Origin of the sequence: Streptomyces sp. NPDC050423, from assembly GCF_040655445.1 — a bacterium.
Classification (GTDB): Bacteria; Actinomycetota; Actinomycetes; order Streptomycetales; family Streptomycetaceae; genus Streptomyces.
On sequence record NZ_JBFAJY010000007.1, the window covers coordinates 77,946 to 99,602 of the forward strand.

The following is a 21,657-nucleotide window of genomic DNA, read 5'->3' on the forward strand; positions in this document are numbered from 1 at the left end:
CGAACGGCAGGTCCTATGCCACCCGGGTCGCTCCGGCGAAGGGCATTTCGTCGACCGGCGCGATCCGGACCGGGGCTCCGGGACGCGGGGCGTGGATCATCCGGCCGTTGCCGATGTAGAGGCCGACATGGCTGATGCCCGAGAAGAAGAACACCAGGTCACCGGGGGCGAGTTCGGACCTCGTGACGCGCTGCCCGGCGTTGATCTGGGTGTACGTGGTCCGGGGGAGCGAGACACCCGCGGAGCGCCAGGCGGCCTGGGTGAGGCCGGAGCAGTCGAACGAGGAGGGGCCGGTGGCGCCCCACACGTACGGCTTGCCGAGGGCCCCGTACGCGAAGGCGACGGCTGCCGCGGCGCGGGCGTTCGGCGCCCGGTCGGAGCCGCGCGGGAAGCTGCGGTCGGCGTGGCCCGCGCCGCGGCCCCCGTCCGAGGCGTCGTACGCGGCGCGCTGGGCGGGGGAGAGGCGGGCCAGCAGCTCGCGGGCCTCGGACAGCTTGGCCCGGACCGTCGCCCGGTGCCTCTTCAGGTCGGCCTGGCGGGCGGTGAGCTCGGCCAGCTGCCCCGCCGCCTCGGACCGCAGCTGGGCCACGTCCGCGACCTGGCGCTGCACGGCGCGCACCTCGTCGGCCCGGCCGGCGGCGGCCCGCTCCACGTACGAGGCGCGCTCCAGGTACTGGTCGGGGTCCGAGGAGAGCGCCAGCTGGAGGGACGGGTCGAGACCGCCGGAGCGATACTGCGCTGCGGCGTACGCGCCCAGCGCGTCGCGCGAGGCGTTGAGCCGCTCGGTCCTGCGGGCGGCCTCGTCGCGCATCGCGTCGATGGACTCGGCGGTGGCCGCCGCCTTTACCTTCGCGCCGTTGTACTGCTCGGTGGCGACCTCCGCCTCCCGGTACAGCCGGTCCACCTCGGCCTTGACCCGGGCGGGAGTGGGCGTCGGGTCGGCGTGCGCGGATCCCGGCAGCGCGGCAGCGGTCGCGGCCCCGGCGAGGGCGAGGGTCGCTGCGGTGCGGGCGGCAGAGCCGGTGTAAGGGCGCTGCTTGGGTTTCCGGTGCGCGGCCACGAGGGCGGGGGTCCTTCCTGTCGACTGCCCGTCGGGGCCTACCGGCGGGCCCGCCCGGTCCGGCGGCGGGTCACCAACAGGGGGAGCGGCCCGCCGCCGGATCTCTCGGCGGGGCGACCGGACGGTGCCGTCCGGGTGCGGAGCGGCGGTGATCCGGTCACCTGGTAGGGACGCTAAACCCGGGGCACGGGCAGGAGTCGTAATGACGCCTATTGCCCGAATTTAGTGCAGCGTTGTTGCTGAATGACCGGAAAAATTGCACCAGAGTCAGGCAATTGGTGCATTTGTCGGTCAAGCCTCCAGTAAGCCTCACCTGGCTGCGGCAGGCTGATACGGCCAGGGCTAAGGTGCGGAACCATGCGTGTACTCATCGATGTCTTCGTCGCCCTGCACATCATCGGAATCGCCGCCCTGCTGGGGGGTTTCCTCACCCAGATGAAGGCGATGGGGGCGGGGACCGCGCGCTTCGTGCCGGGGATGCTGCACGGCGCGCTGACGATGCTGGTCACCGGTATCGCCCTGGTCGGGCTCGACCAGGCCGACGACCACCCCGTGAACAACGTCAAGATCGGCATCAAGCTGCTGATCCTGGTCGTCATCCTCGGGATCGTCTACGTCAAGCGGGACGAGGAGAAGGTCGAGAAGGGTCTCTTCGCGGCGGTGGGCGGACTGACGGTCGTCAACATCTTCATCGCCACGCTCTGGACCTGACGCGACCTGACCTGACGCGACGCGACCCGACCTGACCGGGCAGCAGCCGGCGGGTGGCCGCTTCCCGCGGGGCCACCCGCCGTACCGCAACGCCCCTAACCGGGCCGCACGCTCCCGTAGATCGGCATGTAGTAGATCGATTCCTCGCGCACGTTCGCCCCCGGCTTCGGCGCGTGGATCATCATGCCGTCGCCCTTGTAGATGCCGACGTGGCTGATGTCGTCGTAGAAGAAGACCAGGTCCCCGGGCCGCAGATCCGCCGTCGCGATCCGGGTGCCGACGTTCACCTGGTCCCAGGTGGTCCGCGGAATACTGACGCCCGCCGCCTTCCAGGCCGCCTGGGTGAGCCCCGAGCAGTCGTACGAGGACGGGCCGGTCGCCCCCCAGACGTACGGCTTGCCGATCTGGGCCCTGGCGAACGCGAGGACCTTCTCGGCCTTCGTCGTGGCGCTGCTGTCCGAGCCGGAACCCGTCCCGGTGCCCGTGCCGCTCCCGGTGCCCGTGCCGGTCCCGCTCCCGGCCTCCTTGGCCTTGCGGTCGGCCTCCGCCTCCGCGGCGGCCTGCTTCTTCGCCAGCTCCGCCGCCTTGCGCTCGGCCTCGTCCTTCTTCTTCTGCTCCAGCTCGGCGAGGCGAGCCTTCTCCTCGGCGGTGAGCTTCGACAGCAGCGTGCGGGCCTCGGTCAGCTTGTCCTGGACGTTCCGCTTGCTGGTGCGCAGCCTGGTCTGGGACGCGGTGAGCGTCTCCAGGCCCGTCACCGCCTCGGCGCGCTTCTTCGACGCCTCGGCCTGCTTCGTACGGAAGTCCGTGACGGCCTGCTGCTGGTTCGCGGCCATCCGGTTCATGAGGTGGGTCTGGTCGAAGAACGACTGCGGGTCGTTCGCCAGGAAGAAGGTGGCGGTCGGCGCGAGCGCACCGTCGCGGTACTGGGCTGCGGCGTAGTTCCCGAGCGTCCGGCGGGCGTCGTTCAGCTTGTCGGCGCGCTCGGCGATGTCGTCCAGCAGCGTGTCCACCTTGGTGCGCTGCTTGGCGGACGCCTCTTTCGCCTGGTCGTAGTGCTGGGTCGCGGTGCCCGCCTGCCGGTAGAGGTCGTCGACCTTCTTCTGGACGTCCTCGATGCTGGGCTTCGGGGCCGGGGCCGCCAGCGCGCTCTGCGTGGACAGCAGGGTCACCGAGGCGAGTGCGGCCGTCGTGAACCCGATGGCCGGGGTGGTGCTGCGCACCCGGGGGCGCGGTTTGCGATGCGACGCCAAGGCCGGCATCTCCTTCCGTGGACCGCCTACCGGGTTAGCTGTCGGGTTCGGGCGGAACGGAAGGCTGCCCTACGGTCCAGGTGGGGGATTCGGACCGATTCACCCCGGTGCTGCGTGTGGGTCCCCGGTTCCGGACTCCGTACGGGCAGCCCAGGATTCGGCGTGGACGCCCGCTCGGCGTGGTTCGCCTCTGGGGGTACGGGCCGCCCGAACGTGCACGCTAGCCAACTCATGGTGCCGCTGTGAAGGTTGATGTTCGATATGCCCGATACATTTTCGTGACCTTGGTGAAGTGGACGCGGTGCGGGCAGGTCAGGCGCGGGATCCGTCCACGCAGTGTGGGTCCGGCATCGCTCTGGGTGCCCGCGCGGCGGTGCGCGGAGGTGTGCGGTTCGCCATGCGGCCCCGGCCTTGATCCGCCGGACAGGCCCTAGACTCGGACAGCGATGAGCAGCCTCTTTGACGACAGTTTCCTGGCCGGCCTCCAGCACGCGGAGGAAGGGCCCCCGCCGCCCCCCGAGGACTCCGCACCCGAAGCGGTGCCGGAGGACCTCTTCGGGGGCGTGTTCGACGGGCCCCCGCCGCCCCGCGACGCGTACTACCGCGACGGGGCCCACCGCCCGGTGATCGACGCCGCCGCGCTGCTCGACGGGCTGAACACCGAGCAGCGCGCCGCCGTCGTGCACGCGGGGTCCCCGCTGCTCATCGTCGCCGGGGCCGGTTCGGGCAAGACCCGGGTACTGACCCACCGCATCGCCCACCTGCTCGCCGAGCGGGGCGTGCACCCCGGCCAGATCCTGGCGATCACCTTCACCAACAAGGCCGCCGGCGAGATGAAGGAGCGCGTCGAGCAGCTCGTCGGCCCCCGCGCCAACGCCATGTGGGTCATGACCTTCCACAGCGCGTGCGTCCGGATCCTGCGCCGCGAGTCGAAGAGGCTCGGCTTCACGTCCTCGTTCTCGATCTACGACGCCGCGGACTCCAAGCGGCTGATGGCCCTGGTCTGCCGCGATCTCGACCTCGACCCGAAGCGCTTCCCGCCGAAGTCGTTCACGGCGAAGGTGTCGAACCTGAAGAACGAGCTGATCGACGAGGAGACCTTCGCCGGCCAGGCCGCGGACGGTTTCGAGAAGACGCTCGCCCAGGCCTACGCGATGTACCAGTCCCGGCTGCGCGAGGCCAACGCGCTGGACTTCGACGACATCATCATGACGACGGTGCACCTGCTCCAGGCCTTCCCCGACGTCGCCGAGCACTACCGCCGCCGCTTCCGGCACGTCCTGGTCGACGAGTACCAGGACACCAACCACGCCCAGTACACGCTCGTACGGGAACTGGTCGGCCCGGCCGGTGCCGCCGACGCCCCCGGCGAGCTGTGCGTCGTCGGTGACGCGGACCAGTCGATCTACGCCTTCCGGGGCGCCACGATCCGCAACATCCTCCAGTTCGAGGAGGACTACCCGGACGCGACCACGATCCTGCTGGAACAGAACTACCGTTCCACCCAGACGATCCTGTCCGCCGCCAACGCCGTCATCGAGCGCAACGAGAGCCGCCGCCCGAAGAACCTCTGGACCAACGCCGGATCAGGCGCCCGGATCACCGGCTACGTCGCGGACACCGAGCACGACGAGGCGCAGTTCGTCGCCGACGAGATCGACCGGCTGACCGACGCGGGCGACGCCAAGGCCGGCGACGTCGCGATCTTCTACCGGACGAACGCGCAGTCCCGTGTCTTCGAGGAGATCTTCATCCGGGTCGGCCTGCCCTACAAGGTCGTCGGCGGTGTGCGCTTCTACGAGCGCAAGGAGGTCCGGGACGTCCTGGCCTACCTCCGGGTCCTCTCCAACCCCGAGGACACGGTCCCGCTGCGCCGCATCCTCAACGTGCCCAAGCGCGGCATCGGTGACCGGGCCGAGGCGATGATCGACGCCCTGTCGCTGCGCGAGAAGATCACCTTCCCGCAGGCGCTGCGCCGCGTCGACGAGGCGTACGGCATGGCCGCGCGCTCCGCCAACGCCGTCAAGCGGTTCAACACGCTGATGGAGGAGCTGCGCACGATCGTCGAGTCGGGCGCGGGCCCCGCGGTGGTGCTGGAGGCGGTCATGGAGCGGACCGGTTACCTCGCCGAACTCCAGGCCTCCACCGACCCGCAGGACGAGACCCGGATCGAGAACCTCCAGGAGCTCGCCGCCGTCGCGCTCGAATTCGAGCAGGACCGCGGCGAGGAGGAGGGCGCGGGCACCCTCTCCGAGTTCCTGGAGCGGGTCGCGCTCGTCGCGGACTCCGACCAGATCCCCGACGAGGACACCGACGGCTCCGGAGTCGTCACGCTGATGACCCTGCACACGGCGAAGGGCCTCGAATTCCCGGTGGTCTTCCTGACCGGCATGGAGGACGGCGTCTTCCCGCACATGCGGGCGCTGGGCCAGGTCAAGGAGCTGGAGGAGGAGCGCCGGCTCGCCTACGTCGGCATCACCCGCGCCCGCGAGCGGCTCTATCTGACCCGGGCGGCGATGCGCAGCGCCTGGGGCCAGCCCTCGTACAACCCGCCGTCGCGGTTCCTGGAGGAGATCCCGGAGCAGCACCTGGAGTGGAAGCGGAAGGGCCCGATGGGGGCTCCGGCGGGGCCGACGTCGGGCATCACCTCGTCGCTGTCCACGTCCCGTTCGCGCTCCGGGCCCTCGGGCTTCGCGACCCGGCGGACGTCGGACAAGCCGACGATCACGCTGGTGGTCGGCGACCGGGTCACCCACGACCAGTTCGGTCTGGGCACGGTGACGGCCGTCGAGGGCCTCGGCGACCAGGCGAAGGCCACGGTCGACTTCGGTGACGAGCGGCCGAAGAAGCTGCTGCTGCGGTACGCGCCGGTCCAGAAGCTGTAGCGCCCGTCCGGCGGGCCTGACCGGGTCAGCCCGGCTCAGGCCGCCTCAGGCCGGGTCGATGCCGTGGCTGCGGAGCCAGGGCAGCGGGTCGATGGCCGCGCCGCCGCCGGGCCGCACCTCGAAGTGCATGTGCGGGCCGGTCGAGTTGCCGGAGCTCCCGGAGTACGCGATGACGTCACCGGCCTTGACCGGGCCCGAGCGGATCCGGGTGCTGCTGAGGTGGCAGTACCAGGTCTCGGTGCCGTCGGCCATCGTGACGATCGCCATGTTCCCGTACGCGGTGTTGTACTGCGTCTGAACGGTGCCGTCGGTCGCGGCCATCACCGGGGTGCCGTACTGGACGGGGAAGTCGATGCCCGTGTGCACGGACATCCAGTTGACGCCCGCCTGGCCGAAGTACGCGCTGAGACCGTGTTCCTTGACCGGCATGACGTACTTGGGTCGCAGGGCCTCCTTGCGGGCGGCCTCCGCGATGCGCTTCTTCTTCTCGGCGGCCTGCCGCTCCTTCAGGTCGATGCGCTCCTGGGTGCGGCTGGCGCGGTCGGCGAAGTTCTCCGCGTCGGCGCTGAGGTTGGCGAGCTGGGTGTCCAGCTTGTTGTTGGCGGCGACCGGCTTGACCGTGCCGGGGTCGGCGGCCGCCATCGTCGTCGTATCGTCCTTCTTCTCCTCGCCGCCGCCCATTCCGCCCACGGAGGCGGCGGCGATACCGGCCACGCTCATCACGCAGGCGGAGGGAACGGCGACGGTGAGGAGAGCGGAACGCCTTGCGGGCGAACGCCTGCGGCTGCGGCTGCCGCCACCACGGGAGACCGGACGGCTCGCGGGGTGAGGGGCGTCGGCAGGGGCCGGGGCCGGAGACGGGTCCTGGTCCCGGGAGTGGTCTTCGTGAGTCTCGTACGTCTCGTGCGCCTCGTACGTCTCGTACGTCTCGTGAGTCTCGTGCGCCTCGTACATCTCGTGCGCCTCGTGCGCCTCGTACATCTCGTGCGCCTCGTGCGCCTCGTACATCTCGTGCGTCTCGTGAGTCTCGTACGGCTCGTGCGTCTCGTACGGATGCTGCTTTGTCTGTTCGGGCTCGTTCGACGCCGTCACATCTTGCGGTGATTGCTGTCCGTGCTCGGGCGTGGCGCCGGTGTTCCAGGCGGTGGCGTCATACGCACCGGAGTCGTGGACCGCCGTGTCGGTGCTTGACCACTGGCCGTTCGCGTACCACCCGGAGGTGTCCCACTGGCCGGACGAGTCAGGGGCGCCGCCCTGAGCCGGGATGTTCGCGCCGTAGCCGTCGGGCGCCACCCAGGTCGTGGTGGTGTCGTACTGCTGCGGGGCCGCGTCGTACTGCGGGGCCGCGGCGTACGGGGAGTACTGCTGAGGGTGGGGGGTGTAGGCCGCGTAGTCGGCGGCGTGGTCGTACGCGGCGGTCCGGTGTGCGCCGGTGTCCCACTGGGTGGTGTCGTACTGGCCGCTGTAACCGGCCTGCCCGCTGTCGTACGGGGCGGCGTATCCGGGCGTGGTGTCGTACGAACCGTCGTAGCCGTCGGGGAGGGAGCCGAAGAGCGGGTCGTTGTCGAAACCGCCCGTGGAGTGGCTGTCGTATCCGACGTAGCCGGCGTGGGGGTGCTGGTCGTTCACCAACTTCTCTCTCGCCTCGGCAGCAGGACCTGTGTCCGGGGCCCGTGGGGGGACACCGGAGGGGAAAGCAGTGGCCGCGACTGTACCCGGCGGTATGCGACGCCGACAATCTTCCACGGCTCGTCGGTGCTCAGGAAACGGGCAATCGGCCGTCTTTCGACGGACCGATCACACAGCCTTGGCCCTGTGTTCGAAATCCGTTCTATTTTTGAGCGAAAACCGCCGTTGACCGGACCGGCCGGACGGGGCGCGGCCTCCGGAATCCGGGGGCTCAGGCCACTGACGCGGCGCCGGTGGCCGCCCGGACCGGCTCGTGTGCGTCGTCGAGCACCTGACGGATCCCGGCAGCCACGGCCGGGTGCACGGGCAGTGCGAGATGGCCGATGCCGCTGACGCGTACGTTCGTCACGTCGAGGTCGGGGTGGTCGATGCAGGCCGCCTCGGCGGGGACGATCACCTGGTCCAGCTCGCTCCAGAAGCTGACGAACCGGGTGCGGCAGCCGGGCGCCGGCAGCCGCAGCTCCTCGATCGGAGCCGATCCGTTGCGCATCTGGCGCACGATCGGATGAGCGCTGGCCAGCGGGGCGACAGCGGTGCCCGCGTGCGGTGTGCCGAGAGTGACCAGGGTGCGGACCCGCCGGTCACCGCCGAGCCGCTGCACGTAGTAGCGCGCTATCAGGCCGCCCAGGCTGTGCCCGACGATGTCGACCTCGCGGTGCCCGGTGCGGGCGCAGATCTCCTCGATGTGGCGGCCGAGCAGCTCGGCGGCGGTGCGGATGTCGCAGGTCAGCGGGGAGTGGTTGAGCGACTCCAGATGACGCCAGCCGTGCCGGGCGAGGGAGCGGCGCAGCAGGACGAAGACGGAGCGGTTGTCGATGAATCCGTGCAGGAGCACGACGGGCGGCCGGTCTGTCTGCGCGGTGTTCCCGGCGCTCCGGGCGCTCCCGGTGTTCTTGCCGTTCTCACCGTTCTTGCCGTTCTCACCGTTCTTGCCGTTCTCACCGTTCCTGGTGTTCTTGCCGTTCCTGGTGTCCCGGGTGTTCCTGGTGGTTCCTGTCGGCAGGGCGGTGGTCCCGGACGGTGCGGGGACCGGACCGTCCGCCGGGCGTGGCGGGGTGCGCCGCTCGCCGGTGATGCCGGTGGGGTAGAGCAGCGCGTGTCCGGCGAGCACCACGAACTCCAGCGCGGTCGCTCTCAGCAGTGCGGACGACAGCCAGTCGTTGCGCGGGCAGGGCTGACGCAGAAGTGAGGGAAGAAAGGGCAGGGCCTTCATGGTCGACCTCCTGCTCCGGCACCCGGGGAGAGACGGATCCTGCCCGTATGCCCTCATGGGGTGCCGTATCCGGAAGTCCGGGCGGCAGTTCACCGTCCGGGACCCGCCGCCCGCCGTGCCTTCCGGATCACCCTCGGTGACCGGTCTGCGGGCGGTCGGTGAGCCGTACCACCGTGCCGTGCGGCTGACGGCGCGGTGGTACGACGACCTCGTGCGGCTCCCCGGCGGCCGGGTCCCGCACGGCAGGTGTGCCGCGTGCTGCGGGAAACGGCGCCCGGTGAACATGTCCCACGTGTGATTTCCCCCTCCCCGCCCACCGCGAAACAGCGGCTTGCGGGATGCTGTGGATAACGTTCGTTCACATCCCCGGCTCTTCAGGGACGGGAGACGCATGTGGAGGCAGTGATGGGTGTGACCGGTCCGATCCGAGTGGTGGTGGCCAAGCCTGGCCTCGACGGCCATGACCGCGGGGCCAAGGTGATCGCGCGGGCACTGCGCGACGCCGGTATGGAAGTCATCTACACCGGGCTCCACCAGACGCCCGAGCAGATCGTGGGCACCGCGATCCAGGAGGATGCCGACGCGATCGGCCTCTCGATCCTCTCCGGTGCGCACAACACGCTCTTCGCGAAGGTGATCGCCCTGTTGAAGGAGCGCGACGCGGAGGACATCAAGGTCTTCGGTGGCGGCATCATCCCCGAGGCGGACATCGCACCGCTCAAGGAGCAGGGAGTCGCGGAGATCTTCACCCCGGGCGCGACGACGGTCGAGATCGTCGCGTGGGTCAACGCGAACATCCGCCAGCCGGCGGAAGCCTGATCCCGCCCGACGCCTGACCCCGCTGTCCGTCCCACCGGGCCGGTCCGCCGGGATTCACCGGGCCGGTGCCAGCTCCGCGTCCATCGCCGCGCGGAGCCGCAGGGTGGAAACCAGCCGCTGGAACGCCTCCGACCAGTAGCCGTTCGCGCCGGGGGAGGCGTCCGCCGGTTCGTCGGGAGTCGTGGTGAGGACCTCCAGGCGGTCCGCCGCGGCCGGATTCAGGCAGCGTTCGGCGAGGCCCATCACTCCGCTGAAGCTCCACGGATAGCTGCCGGCGTCCCGGGCGATGTCGAGGGCGTCGACGACGGAACGGCCGAGCGGCTCCGCCCAGGGGGTCGGGCAGACCCCCAGCAGCTGGAACGCCTCCGACAGGCCGTGCGCGGCGATGAACTCGGCCACCCAGCCGGCGCGTTCGGCGGCGGGCAGCACGATCAGGAGCTTCGACCGCTCGGCGAGCGACGCCGTACCGGGGCCGTTCGACGGGGGTGTCGAGGGGGACCCGAGCAGCGCCCGCGCCCATTCGGGGTCCCGCTGCCGGACGGCGGCCCGGCACCAGGCCGCGTGGAGTTCCTCGCTCCAGCCGTCGGCCACGGGAAGCGCGACGATCTCCCGCGCCTCGCGTCCGCCGAACCGCGCCGGCCAGATCGCGAGCGGGGACGACTCCACCAGCTGGCCGAGCCACCACGACCGTTCGCCCCGCCCGGACGGCGGGAGCGCCACCACACCGTCGCGCTGCATCGCCGCATCGCATTCGTGCGGGGCCTCCACGGCCACGGACGGCCCGGTGCCGGTGAGGCCGGGGCTCACGCAGGACAGGGCGCGGTCCGCCATCCGGCGGGCGAGCGCCGATTCGGGAAGTGCGGAGAGCAGCTCGGCGGCCGTCGCACGGACATTGCGGCTGCGGTCGGCGAGGGCCTCCTCCAGGAAGGCCTCGTCGGCGCCGGAGAGCCCGGTACGCAGGGAGTCGACGAACATCAGCCGGTCCTCGGCCCGCTCGGTGGCCCAGGTGGTGGCGAGCAGGGCGAGAGCGGCGCCCGCCTCGTGCGCGCGTACCGCCGTGAGCAGAGCGACCCGTTCGGCGAACAGGCCTTCCTCCCACAGCCGGTGGACCGCTTCCGGGTCGGTCATGTCCGGCAGCAGTGAGGTGCCGGACGAGCCGCGCAGCGCGAACTTCCACTCGGGGTTCAGCCCGGCCAGCCAGAGGCCGCGCGGCCCGGCGAACGCCAGGGCCTGCGGCCGCAGATCGGTCCGCGCGCGGGCCGCGTCCAGCAGGGCGGGCAGGGCCGCGTCCGGTGCGCGGTAGCCGTGCAGATTGGCGGTGGCCAGCCACTGCGGAATCAGTTCCGTCAGGTCGGGAGCCGTGCCGCGTCTGCCGCCCGAACCGCTCGGTGCGGCCCGGTCCGCGAGCAGCCGCTCCAGCCGGCTCCGGGCGGCCCCCGGCAGCGGCTGCCGAGGGTCGGCGGGCGCGGGACCGGGCCGGGGGGCCGCAGGCGCGGGCAGCAGACCGGCCCGGCGCCGCACGGTGTGCAGGGCGGCGGCGTTCAGCAGCGCGGCCGCAGCGCCGTCCGGACCGGCCTGGCCCGGAACCTCGCCCGGCATCGTGCTCGGCGTCCCGCCCGGTTCGCTTTGCGGGCCGGAGTCGGATGCCGCCGCGAGGGGGCGGCGGTCCGTGCCGAGCAGCGCCGAGGTGACGAGCTCTTCCCACGGCGTCGCGGTGAGCAGGCCGGCGGTGGGGACGGACAGGGCGGCCGTCGCGGTCTTGGTGGGGGTGGCGGGTGTGATGGGCGTGGTGGTACGGGGCATCGGTCCTCCTCCTGGAGTCAGATGAGCGGCACGGTCTCGGCGTTGGCCGGCAGGGTGTGCGGGTCGTCCGCAGCCGTTTCGCCGCCGTCCTCGCGCACGGCCGGTGCCCAGGCCGCGAGCGGATCGAAACCGCGGTGACCGCACTCGCCGAAGACGGTGAGCGGGCCGCCGCCGGAGAGCGCGACGAGCTTCCACAGCGCGGGCCGGGACAGCGCGGCCGGGGCGACGGGCAGGGCCGAATCCCCTTCCGCGTCCGCCAGTTGCCAGCCGTCCTGGGACGGCACGGGTATGACGTCGCGCAGCGTCACCGGCCAGGACTCCAGCCACGGGTCGTCGCCCAGGGCCCGCCCGTACGCGGCGATCGCCCCGGTGACCGTGACACCCGGCGGCGGCGGGCCGGCCGGCACCGGCGTCCCGAACTGCGGTCCGGGCTCGGCCCGTAGCTGTCCCGAGCCCCGATAGGGCATGAGCTCGGCATCCAGCGTGACCCCCACCGGCAGGGCCTGGCCGGGGGAGCGGCCGGCGGCCCCGAAGGACAGCAGCAGCGCGGTCCGGCCCGACTCCCTCCCGTACAGCCAGATGCGACGGGCGACGATCTTGCCCTCGGGGGTGTCGTACTGAGCGAGGACCAGCCAGCGGTCGCGGACCGGCGGGCCATCGGCGCCGGCCGGCAGCCCGACCCGGGTACGGACCGTGGCCGCCAGCGGCGGCGGCAGCCGGTCGATGCCCAGCCAGCCCGTGTCCAGCAGATGCAGCAGTGCGCACTCCTCCAGCAGCCGCACCGGCCAGCCCGGCCCGGACGCGGGGATCGCGCCCAATTCCCGTACCCGGCCCGCGAGACCGGGCGCCTGGGCGTCGACCATGCGGGCCGCCGTCTCCTCCCACAGCCCGTACCCCGACTGCTCGGCCGCGGCCAGACCGCCGCGCACCAGATCCGTCAGGCGTCGTTCCAGCTCCCGCACCCCGCCGCTGATCCGCCCCGCCCGGCGCTCGGCCCGCCGCCGGGCGGCCGCCGGATCGGCGGGTCCGGCCGCAGCGCCCTCAGCCCCCTCCGGCCGCTCCCCCGCCTCCGCGGACTCCGTGCGCCGGCGTCGGCCCTCCAGCCACTCACCGGCCCAGTCCGGCGGATCGGCCGCCGGCAGGGCCTCCTCGGCGGACGCCCGGAGCAGCAACAGGCCCAGCGCGTGCTTGCAGGGGAACTTCCGGCTGGGGCAACTGCACTTGTACGCGGGGCCGGTGGTGTCGATCACCGTTCGGTACGGCTTGCTCCCGCTCCCCCTGCACAGCCCCCACACCGCACCCGGTCCGTCCCACCCGGTGTCCGACCACGGCCCGGCCGAACCGAGCCTGTTCCCCGCCTTGCGTGAAGCGTCGTCAGGAGCCAGGGCCAGGACCTGCTCCACCGTCCAGCGCACCGCCGGAGCGGCGGCGCTCAAGGGTTCTCCCCCGTCAGTCAGCAGCATGGATACGACGGTAGGCCGCAGCACTGACAACGGCTCCGACCTGCGGGAAAGCCGATTGTCAGTGCCATGGTGCACCGTGGGAACCACATCGGGTCGACCGATCTGGAGGGGGATCCATGACCGTGTCCGAAACCACCGCAGCCGTGGGCGCCGAGGCGCTGCGCCCGCACGCCGAGGACGCCTTCGCCGACGAGCTGAAGGCGCTCGCGTCCGCCGACGACCGCCCGCGGCCCGCCCGTTGGCGGCTGTCGCCCTGGGCCGTCGCCACGTACCTGCTCGGTGGCACCCTGTCCGACGGCACCGTGATCACACCCAAGTACGTGGGCCCGCGACGCCTCGTGGAGGTCGCCGTCACCACACTCGCCACCGACCGGGCGCTGCTGCTCCTCGGCGTCCCCGGCACCGCCAAGACCTGGGTGTCCGAACACCTCGCGGCCGCCGTCAGCGGCGACTCGACCCTCCTGGTCCAGGGCACGGCGGGCACACCCGAAGAGGCGGTCCGCTACGGGTGGAACTACGCCGAACTGCTCGCGCACGGCCCCAGCCGCGCCGCGCTGGTGCCCAGCCCGCTGATGCGCGCCATGTCCGAGGGCATGACCGCGCGGATCGAGGAGCTCACCCGCATCCCCGCCGATGTGCAGGACTCACTGATCACCATCCTGTCCGAGAAGACCCTGCCGCTGCCCGAACTGGGCCAGGAGGTCCAGGCGGTCCGCGGATTCAACGTCATCGCCACGGCCAACAACCGCGACCGCGGGGTCAACGAGCTGTCCAGCGCGCTGCGCCGCCGGTTCAACACGGTGGTCCTGCCGCTGCCGGCCACCCCCGAGGCGGAGGTCGACATCGTCTCCCGGCGCGTCGACCAGGTCGGCCGCTCGCTCGACCTGCCTCCCGCGCCCGACGGCCTCGCGGAGATCCGCCGCGTGGTCACCGTCTTCCGTGAACTGCGCGACGGGGTCACCACCGACGGCCGCACCAAGCTCAAGTCGCCCTCGGGCACGCTGTCCACGGCCGAGGCCATCTCCGTCGTCACCAACGGCCTCGCACTCGCCGCCCACTTCGGCGACGGCGTGCTGCGCGCGGGGGACGTCGCGGCCGGCATCCTCGGCGCGGTCGTCCGGGACCCGGCCGCCGACCGGGTGGTCTGGCAGGAGTATCTGGAGACCGTGGTGCGCGAGCGGGACGGCTGGAAGGACTTCTACCGCGCCTGCCGTGAGGCCTCCGCATGACCGGCGCCCCGCCCCCCGGCGGGCCGCTGCTGCTGGGGGTGCGCCACCACGGCCCCGGCTCGGCCCGTGCCGTCGGCGCCGCGCTGGAGGCCGCCCGTCCGCGGGCGGTGCTCATCGAGGGCCCGCCCGAGGGCGACGCGCTGCTGCCGCTCGCCGCCGACGAGCGGATGCGGCCGCCCGTCGCACTGCTCGCCCACGCGGTGGACGATCCCGGACGGGCCGCGTTCTGGCCGCTCGCGGAGTTCTCGCCCGAGTGGGTCGCGATCCGCTGGGCCCTCGCGCACGGCGTCCCGGTCCGCTTCATCGACCTCCCCGCCGCCCACTCGCTGGCCATGGCGGAGGAAGAGGAGCGCCGGGGCCCGGCGGAACAGGCCGGGGAGGCGGAACCCGCGCCCGTCCCGGTCGACCCCATCGGGGTGCTCGCCGAGACCGCGGGCTACGACGACCCCGAGCGCTGGTGGGAGGACGTCGTCGAACACCGCGCCCACGACGGCGGCCCCGGCGACCCGCTGGCGGCCTTCGCCGCGCTGGGCGAGGCGATGACCGCGTTGCGCGAGGTGTACGGGGACGGCGGCCACCCCAGGGACGCGGTCCGCGAGGCGTACATGCGGATCCGGTTGCGCACGGCGCGCAAAGAGTTCGGTGACGACATCGCCGTCGTCTGCGGCGCCTGGCACGTGCCCGCGCTCGGAGCGAGGACCACACTCGCCGCCGACCGGGCACTCCTCAAGGGGCTGCCCAAGGTCAGGGCCGAGCTGACCTGGGTGCCCTGGACCCACCAGCGGCTCGCCCGGCACAGCGGATACGGGGCCGGGATCGACTCACCCGGCTGGTACGCGCACCTCTTCGCTTCCCCGGACCGCCCGCTCGAACGGTGGATGACCAAGGTCGCCGGACTCCTGCGCGACGAGGACCGGTTCGTCTCCTCGGCCCATGTCATCGAGGCCGTCCGGCTCGCCGCGACCCTCGCCGCCATGCGAGGCCGGCCACTCGCCGGCCTGAGCGAGGCGACCGACGCCGTCCGGGCCGTGATGTGCGAGGGCTCCGACGTACCGCTGGCCCTCGTCCGGGACCGGCTGACCGTCGGCGGGACACTCGGAGAGGTACCGGACACCGCCCCCGCCGTGCCGCTCCAGCGCGACCTCACCCGCCGGCAGCGCACCCTGCGGCTCAAACCTGAGGCGTCCGAGCGGGACATGGAGCTCGACCTCCGCAAGGACACCGACGCCGCCCGCAGCCGGCTGCTGCACCGGCTGCGCATCCTCGGCGTCGGCTGGGGCGAACCCGCCGAGGGCCGGGGGAGCACCGGCACGTTCCGGGAGAGCTGGCGGCTGCGCTGGGAACCGGAGTTGTACGTGCGCGTCGCGGAGGCGGGCGTATGGGGCACCACCGTGCTCTCCGCCGCGACCGCCCGCGCCGAGTCGGACGCCCTGGCGGCGACCACCCTCGCCGAGGTCACCGCCCTCGCGGAACGGTGCCTGCTGGCCGAACTGCCCGAGGCGCTGCCCGTCGTGATGCGCGTGCTCGCCGACCGCGCCGCCCTCGACACGGACGTCGGCCACCTCGCCGACGCCCTGCCGTCCCTGGCCCGGACGCTGCGCTACGGGGACGTCCGGTCCACGGACACCGCGGCGCTCGGAGAAGTCGCGGCCGGGCTCGCGGAGCGGATCTGCGTCGGACTGCCCCCCGCCTGCACCGGACTCGACGCCGACGGGGCCGCCACGCTGTGCCGCCAGGTGGACGGCGTCCACACGGCGATCGGCCTGCTCGCCGGCGCCGTACCGGAGACCGCGGACGGGCTGCGCGAACGCTGGAGAGCGGTGCTGCACAAGCTCGCCGCCCGGGACACGGTCGCAGGCGTCATCCGGGGCCGCGCCGCCCGGCTGCTCCTCGACGACGGCCACCTCGAACAGGACGACGCGGCCCGGCTGATGGGCCTGGCCCTGTCGCCCGGCACACCGCCCGCCGACGCCGCCGCGTGGATCGAGGGCTTCGTCGGCGGGGCGGCCGGCGGCGGAATGCTCCTGGTCCACGACGAGAGGCTGCTCGCCCTGGTCGACTCCTGGCTGACCGGGGTCTCCCCGGACACCTTCACCGACGTGCTGCCGCTGCTGCGCCGCACCTTCTCGGCGTACGAGTCCGGCGTCCGGCGCACGCTGGGCGAACTCGTCCGGCGCGGCCCGGCCGCCGGGAGAACGGCCGCGGGCACGGGCGGGATACCGGGCGGCGGGGCGACGGCACCCGGATTCGGCCCCGTACTCGACGGGCCGCGGGCGGACGCGGTGCTGCCGGTACTGCGTCTGCTGCTGGGCCTGGACACGCACACGGTCACGGACACGGACACGGACACGGACACGCTGAGACACGACAACACCGAGGAACCGCTGGGGGCAACGGGATGACGACGGACGGGCCCGACAACTCGACGGGGACGGTGACGGACAAGCCGGCCGGGTCGGACAAGCCGGCCGGGTCGGACAAGCCGGCCGGGACGGACGAGACCGCTCGGGTGCACGGCGCGGACAACGGTGAACGGCTGCGGCGCTGGCGCCTGGTGCTGGGCGCGGACGGCGCGCAGAGCACGGGCCACACCCTCACCGGACGCGACGCCGCGATGGACGGCGCGCTGACCGCGCTGTACGAGGGCGGCGGCAGACAGCCCGGCGGCCGGGGCGGCAGCCGCCGCTCGGCCGGACTCGGCGCCTCCGCGCCCTCCGTGGCCCGCTGGCTCGGGGACATCCGTACGTACTTCCCCAGCTCCGTCGTCCAGATCATGCAGCGCGACGCCATCGACCGGCTCGGCCTCTCCGCGCTCCTGCTCGAACCGGAGATGCTGGAGGCCGTCGAGGCGGACGTCCACCTCGTCGGCACCCTGCTCTCGCTCAACAAGGTCATGCCGGAGACGACGAAGGAGACCGCGAGAGCCGTCGTGCGCAAGGTCGTCGAGAAGCTGGAGAGCCGGCTCACCACCCGCACCCGGGCGGCGCTCACGGGTGCGCTGGACCGCTCGGCGAAGGTCAGCCGGCCGCGTCACCACGACATCGACTGGAACCGGACCATCCGGGCCAACCTCAAGAACTATCTGACCCTCCCCGGCGAGGACGGGGCCGGGGACGGGGCCGGCACGATCGTGCCGGAGCGGCTCATCGGCTACGGGCGCGCGGCGCAGTCCGTGAAGAAGGACGTCATCCTCTGCATCGACCAGTCGGGTTCGATGGCGGCCTCCGTGGTGTACGCCTCGGTCTTCGGCGCCGTGCTCGCCTCCATGCGCGCCCTGCGGACCAGACTCGTCGTCTTCGACACGGCGGTCGTCGACCTCACCGACCAGCTCGACGACCCGGTGGACGTGCTCTTCGGCACCCAGCTCGGCGGCGGCACCGACATCAACCGGGCGCTCGCCTACTGCCAGTCCAGGATCACCCGTCCCGCAGACACCGTCGTCGTGCTCATCAGCGATCTGTACGAGGGCGGCATCCGCAACGAGATGCTGAAGCGGGTCGCCGCGATGAAGGCGTCCGGAGTGCAGTTCGTGACCCTGCTCGCCCTCTCCGACGAGGGCGCACCCGCCTACGACCGCGACCACGCGACGGCGCTCTCCGCGCTGGGCGCCCCGGCCTTCGCGTGCACGCCGGACCTCTTTCCGGAGGTGATGGCCGCGGCGATCGAGAAGCGGCCGCTGCCCGTGCCGGACAGGGAGGCCCATGGGTGACAGGCCGTCGTCCGGGCCGTCGTGCCCGCGCCGATTTGTCCACTGCGACCCGGCTACCAGGGCGATCTGTGACCGTAATCACCGCCCAGGTGTCATCTGTGATTTAGGGTCCTGCGGGGCACGGGGATAACCTGCGAGATGGACATGCCGCGTATTCGGTCACCGTGTGCGCCTTCCTTGTGACAGAGCAGTCACGTTGCCCCTCGCGGCACGCCCACGCAGAAAACCAACCGCGAGACCATTTGATAAGGGACGGACGCGCGTGGACCTGTTCGAGTACCAGGCGAGGGACCTCTTCGCCAAGCACGGTGTACCGGTGCTGGCCGGTGAAGTGATCGACACGCCTGAGGCAGCCCGCGAGGCGACCGAGCGGCTGGGCGGCAAGTCGGTCGTCAAGGCACAGGTGAAGGTCGGTGGCCGCGGCAAGGCCGGTGGCGTCAAGCTGGCCGCCAACCCCGACGAGGCGGTCGCTCGCGCGACCGACATCCTCGGCATGGACATCAAGGGCCACACGGTCCACAAGGTGATGATCGCCGAGCTGTCCCCGGAGATCGAGGCGGAGTACTACGTCTCGTACCTCCTCGACCGGACCAACCGCACCTTCCTGGCCATGGCCTCGGTGCAGGGCGGCATGGACATCGAGGAGGTCGCGGAGAAGTCCCCCGAGGCCCTCGCGAAGGTCCCGGTCAACGCCGTCGACGGGGTCGACATCGTCAAGGCCCGCGAGATCGTGGCCCAGGCGAAGTTCCCGGCCGACGTGGCCGAGGGTGTCGCCGAGGCCCTGGTGACCCTGTGGGACACCTTCGTCGCCGAGGACGCCCTCCTCGTCGAGGTCAACCCGCTGGTGAAGACCAAGGACGGTCGCATCCTGGCCCTGGACGGAAAGGTGTCTCTCGACGAGAACGCCGACTTCCGTCAGCCCGGCCACGAGGCGCTCGAGGACAAGGACGCAGCCAACCCGCTCGAGGCTGCTGCCAAGGCCAAGAACCTCAACTACGTCAAGCTCGACGGCGAGGTCGGCATCATCGGTAACGGTGCCGGTCTGGTCATGTCGACCCTGGACGTCGTCGCGTACGCCGGTGAGAACCACGGCAACGTGAAGCCCGCCAACTTCCTCGACATCGGTGGCGGCGCCTCCGCAGAGGTCATGGCGAACGGCCTTGAGATCATCCTCGGCGACCCGGACGTCAAGTCCGTCTTCGTCAACGTCTTCGGCGGCATCACCGCCTGCGACGAGGTCGCCAACGGCATCGTCCAGGCGCTTGAGCTGCTCAAGTCCAAGGGCGAAGCGGTCACCAAGCCGCTCGTCGTGCGCCTCGACGGCAACAACGCGGAGCTGGGTCGCAAGATCCTTTCCGACGCCAACCACCCGCTGGTCCAGCGCGTGGACACCATGGACGGCGCGGCCGACAAGGCCGCCGAGCTCGCCGCGGCTGCGAAGTAAGGAAGAGGGACTCAGACCACCATGGCTATCTTCCTCACCAAGGACAGCAAGGTCATCGTCCAGGGGATGACCGGCGCGACGGGCATGAAGCACACCAAGCTCATGCTCGCCGACGGCACCAACATCGTCGGCGGCGTGAACCCGCGCAAGGCCGGCACCTCCGTCGACTTCGACGGCAGCGAGATCCCGGTCTTCGGTTCCGTCAAGGAAGCGATGGAGAAGACCGGCGCGAACGTGTCCGTCCTCTTCGTGCCGCCGGCCTTCTCGAAGGCCGCCGTCATCGAGGCGATCGACGCCGAGATCCCCCTCGCCGTCGTGATCACCGAGGGCATCGCCGTTCACGACTCGGCCGCCTTCTGGGCGTACGCCGGCGCGAAGGGCAACAAGACCCGGATCATCGGTCCGAACTGCCCCGGCCTGATCACCCCCGGCCAGTCCAACGCCGGCATCATCCCGGGCGACATCACCAAGCCCGGCCGCATCGGTCTCGTGTCGAAGTCGGGCACGCTGACCTACCAGATGATGTACGAGCTCCGTGACATCGGCTTCTCGTCCGCCGTCGGCATCGGTGGCGACCCGGTCATCGGCACGACGCACATCGACGCCCTCGCGGCGTTCGAGGCCGACCCCGAGACCGACCTCATCGTCATGATCGGCGAGATCGGCGGCGACGCCGAGGAGCGTGCGGCGGACTTCATCTCGAAGAACGTCACCAAGCCGGTCGTCGGTTACGTCGCGGGCTTCACCGCCCCCGAGGGCAAGACCATGGGCCACGCCGGCGCCATCGTCTCCGGTTCCTCCGGCACCGCGCAGGCGAAGAAGGAGGCCCTTGAGGCCGCCGGCGTCAAGGTCGGCAAGACGCCGACCGAGACCGCCAAGCTGGCGCGCGAGATCCTCGGCGCCTGACGCCTGACGCCTCACCGCGTCGGAGCACCACCGCAGGTTCGCGTCACCGCAGGCAGAGAAGCGGGCCCGTACCCCCGACCGGGGGTACGGGCCCGCTTCTGCGCTCAACGCCCCGGGCTCAGCCCACTCCGGGAACCAGCCGGGCCGGACCGTGCACGAGTTCGCCGCCGAGCTTCTTCTGGAGCTTCTTGTCCTGCGGCGTGAGCTTCTGCGGACCGCCGAGCGGCGGCACCCCGCCGACCCTCTGCGCGGGCGACTGGGGTGTCTCGTACTTCCTCGGGGCCGTGGCCAGGGTGATCAGCGTCAGGCCGATCAGCAGCACGGTGAACGCGACAGCCGCCCGCGCCCAGAGCTGCGCCTTGCGCTCGCTGCCGTTACGGATCAGCTCCGGGACCGGCAGCGAGGACGCGGGCTGGGCGAGGGCGAGCGCCCCGAGGTGCTCGTGCAGCAGCGCGGACTGCTCGGCCGGTGTCGAGGGCGCCGCGAGCTCGGGCACCTTCTCGCCGACGGCCGCACGCGCGGTCATCAGCCGGCCGGCCGCCGCCGGGGTGCTCGCCTCCGTCTCCGCCGCGGTCTCCGGCAGCCCCAGCCCGACCCCGTCGTGGAGCAACAGCGTGCGACGGTACGAGGGCGGCAGGGCCAGCAGCGCGTCGAGCAGCGCACGGGGGCCTGGCGCCTCGGGCGGCGGATCGGGGCGCCGGTGTTCGCGGCGCAGCCGGTGCCACGGCGACATGGCGTGTTCGTGGGCGGCCGCCCGTACCCACCCCACCGGGTCCCGGTCCACGGCCACCTCCGGCCAGCGCTGCCAGGCGAGGTCGAAGGCCTTGCGGACGGCCTCGCGGGAGAGGGCGCGGCGGCCGGTCAGCAGGTAGGTCTGGCGGAACAGCGCGGCGGCGGTGTGCCGGTACAGGGCGTCGAACGCCTCGGCGGGCGAGAGCGCGGCCCCGGCCGCATCGGTCTCGGCCCCGGTCCCGGAGACCTCTGGGACCTCAGAGACCTCAAGGACCCCCGGAACCTCAGGGGTCTTGAGGAGCTCGGCGGGCTCAGGAGCCTCAGGCACGTCAACGGCCTCAGCCTCAGTCCTGGCACCGCCACCGCCACCGCCACCACCACCGCCACCACCGCCACCGCCACCACCGGCACCGGCACCGGAACCGCCACCGGCATCCTTCGACCACGTGTCCGGGACGGCCGGCTTGACCTCGTCGGCGGGCGGCGTGGACGGCGCGTCACCCGTTCCGATGAGCCTGGCGTACGCCTCGCGCTTGCGCCCGCGCGGACTGGTGCGGCCCGTCTCCCAGGCCCGGACCGTGGCCCGGGTGACCCCCACGGCCGCTGCGACCTGCTCCTCACTCAGTGACTTCGCCTCCCGCAGCCTGCGACGCTCCTTGGGCGACGGGAGCGGGTAGGCGGCTGCCGTGCCGGTCGTGCTCTGTGTCATGAGGGCTCTCCGCCCGGCCTGCGCTGGGTGAAAAA

15 protein-coding genes and 1 riboswitch are annotated in these 21,657 nt (G+C 72.1%); of the genes, 8 read left to right on the forward strand and 7 right to left on the reverse strand.

Features of this window, described 5'->3' with window-relative positions; all coding sequences use genetic code 11:
* Positions 1-13: 13 nt before the first annotated feature.
* Entirely contained in the window at positions 14-1,060 is a 1,047-nt protein-coding gene (locus AB0I52_RS07890; RefSeq protein WP_363070016.1) for an NlpC/P60 family protein, read from the reverse strand.
* Positions 1,061-1,417: 357 nt separating this feature from the next.
* On the opposite strand from AB0I52_RS07890, the gene AB0I52_RS07895 reads away from it, so the two are divergent.
* Positions 1,418-1,771 (forward strand): hypothetical protein, encoded by a 354-nt coding sequence (locus AB0I52_RS07895; RefSeq protein WP_363070018.1) that lies wholly within the window; start codon positions 1,418-1,420, stop codon positions 1,769-1,771.
* A 95-nt stretch (positions 1,772-1,866) separates the two neighbouring features.
* Here AB0I52_RS07895 and AB0I52_RS07900 read toward each other — a convergent pair whose 3' ends face one another.
* Positions 1,867-3,030, reverse strand: coding sequence for an NlpC/P60 family protein (locus AB0I52_RS07900; protein WP_363070020.1), 1,164 nt, complete (start codon positions 3,028-3,030; stop codon positions 1,867-1,869).
* Positions 3,029-3,194, reverse strand: a riboswitch (cyclic di-AMP (ydaO/yuaA leader). It overlaps the preceding gene by 2 nt.
* 273 nt (positions 3,195-3,467) lie before the next feature.
* Between AB0I52_RS07900 and pcrA the strand changes: the two genes are divergently transcribed.
* A complete protein-coding gene (pcrA, locus tag AB0I52_RS07905) occupies positions 3,468-5,906 on the forward strand; it encodes a DNA helicase PcrA (protein ID WP_363070022.1) in 2,439 nt (812 codons plus the stop codon).
* A gap of 45 nt (positions 5,907-5,951) precedes the next feature.
* Here pcrA and AB0I52_RS07910 read toward each other — a convergent pair whose 3' ends face one another.
* The gene (locus AB0I52_RS07910; protein ID WP_363070024.1) at positions 5,952-7,535 is read right to left on the reverse strand and encodes a M23 family metallopeptidase; all 1,584 of its coding nucleotides are present in this window, start codon (positions 7,533-7,535) and stop codon (positions 5,952-5,954) included.
* A 271-nt stretch (positions 7,536-7,806) separates the two neighbouring features.
* Positions 7,807-8,808, reverse strand: a complete 1,002-nt coding sequence (locus AB0I52_RS07915; RefSeq protein WP_363070026.1) for an alpha/beta fold hydrolase — start codon at positions 8,806-8,808, stop codon at positions 7,807-7,809.
* 405 nt (positions 8,809-9,213) lie between these two features.
* On the opposite strand from AB0I52_RS07915, the gene AB0I52_RS07920 reads away from it, so the two are divergent.
* On the forward strand, positions 9,214-9,627 hold the full coding sequence (locus AB0I52_RS07920) for a cobalamin B12-binding domain-containing protein (protein ID WP_363070028.1): 414 nt from the start codon (positions 9,214-9,216) through the stop codon (positions 9,625-9,627).
* 54 nt (positions 9,628-9,681) lie between these two features.
* Here AB0I52_RS07920 and AB0I52_RS07925 read toward each other — a convergent pair whose 3' ends face one another.
* Together AB0I52_RS07925 and AB0I52_RS07930 are read right to left on the reverse strand one after the other, a co-directional pair.
* A complete protein-coding gene (locus AB0I52_RS07925; RefSeq protein ID WP_363070030.1) occupies positions 9,682-11,430 on the reverse strand; it encodes a DUF5691 domain-containing protein in 1,749 nt (582 codons plus the stop codon).
* Positions 11,431-11,447: 17 nt separating this feature from the next.
* Positions 11,448-12,893 (reverse strand): SWIM zinc finger family protein, encoded by a 1,446-nt coding sequence (locus AB0I52_RS07930; RefSeq protein ID WP_363070032.1) that lies wholly within the window; start codon positions 12,891-12,893, stop codon positions 11,448-11,450.
* Between the two features lie 116 nt (positions 12,894-13,009).
* On the opposite strand from AB0I52_RS07930, the gene AB0I52_RS07935 reads away from it, so the two are divergent.
* From AB0I52_RS07935 to sucD, 5 genes are all read left to right on the forward strand, one after another.
* Positions 13,010-14,122: an AAA family ATPase gene (locus tag AB0I52_RS07935; protein WP_363070034.1), complete on the forward strand. Its 1,113-nt coding sequence runs from the start codon at positions 13,010-13,012 to the stop codon at positions 14,120-14,122.
* Positions 14,119-16,524: a DUF5682 family protein gene (locus AB0I52_RS07940; RefSeq protein WP_363070036.1), complete on the forward strand. Its 2,406-nt coding sequence runs from the start codon at positions 14,119-14,121 to the stop codon at positions 16,522-16,524. Before AB0I52_RS07935 ends, AB0I52_RS07940 begins: the two co-directional genes overlap by 4 nt.
* Positions 16,521-17,831, forward strand: a complete 1,311-nt coding sequence (locus AB0I52_RS07945) for a VWA domain-containing protein (protein ID WP_363070038.1) — start codon at positions 16,521-16,523, stop codon at positions 17,829-17,831. Before AB0I52_RS07940 ends, AB0I52_RS07945 begins: the two co-directional genes overlap by 4 nt.
* Positions 17,832-18,093: 262 nt before the next feature.
* Entirely contained in the window at positions 18,094-19,275 is a 1,182-nt protein-coding gene (gene sucC / locus AB0I52_RS07950) for an ADP-forming succinate--CoA ligase subunit beta (protein ID WP_363070040.1), read from the forward strand.
* 21 nt (positions 19,276-19,296) lie between these two features.
* Complete coding sequence (sucD, locus tag AB0I52_RS07955; RefSeq protein WP_363070042.1) at positions 19,297-20,181, forward strand: succinate--CoA ligase subunit alpha; 885 nt, start codon at positions 19,297-19,299, stop codon at positions 20,179-20,181.
* 118 nt (positions 20,182-20,299) lie between these two features.
* Here the strand turns inward: sucD and AB0I52_RS07960 are convergent, their stop codons facing one another.
* Positions 20,300-21,622, reverse strand: coding sequence for a helix-turn-helix domain-containing protein (locus AB0I52_RS07960; RefSeq protein WP_363070044.1), 1,323 nt, complete (start codon positions 21,620-21,622; stop codon positions 20,300-20,302).
* Positions 21,623-21,657: the final 35 nt, after the last annotated feature.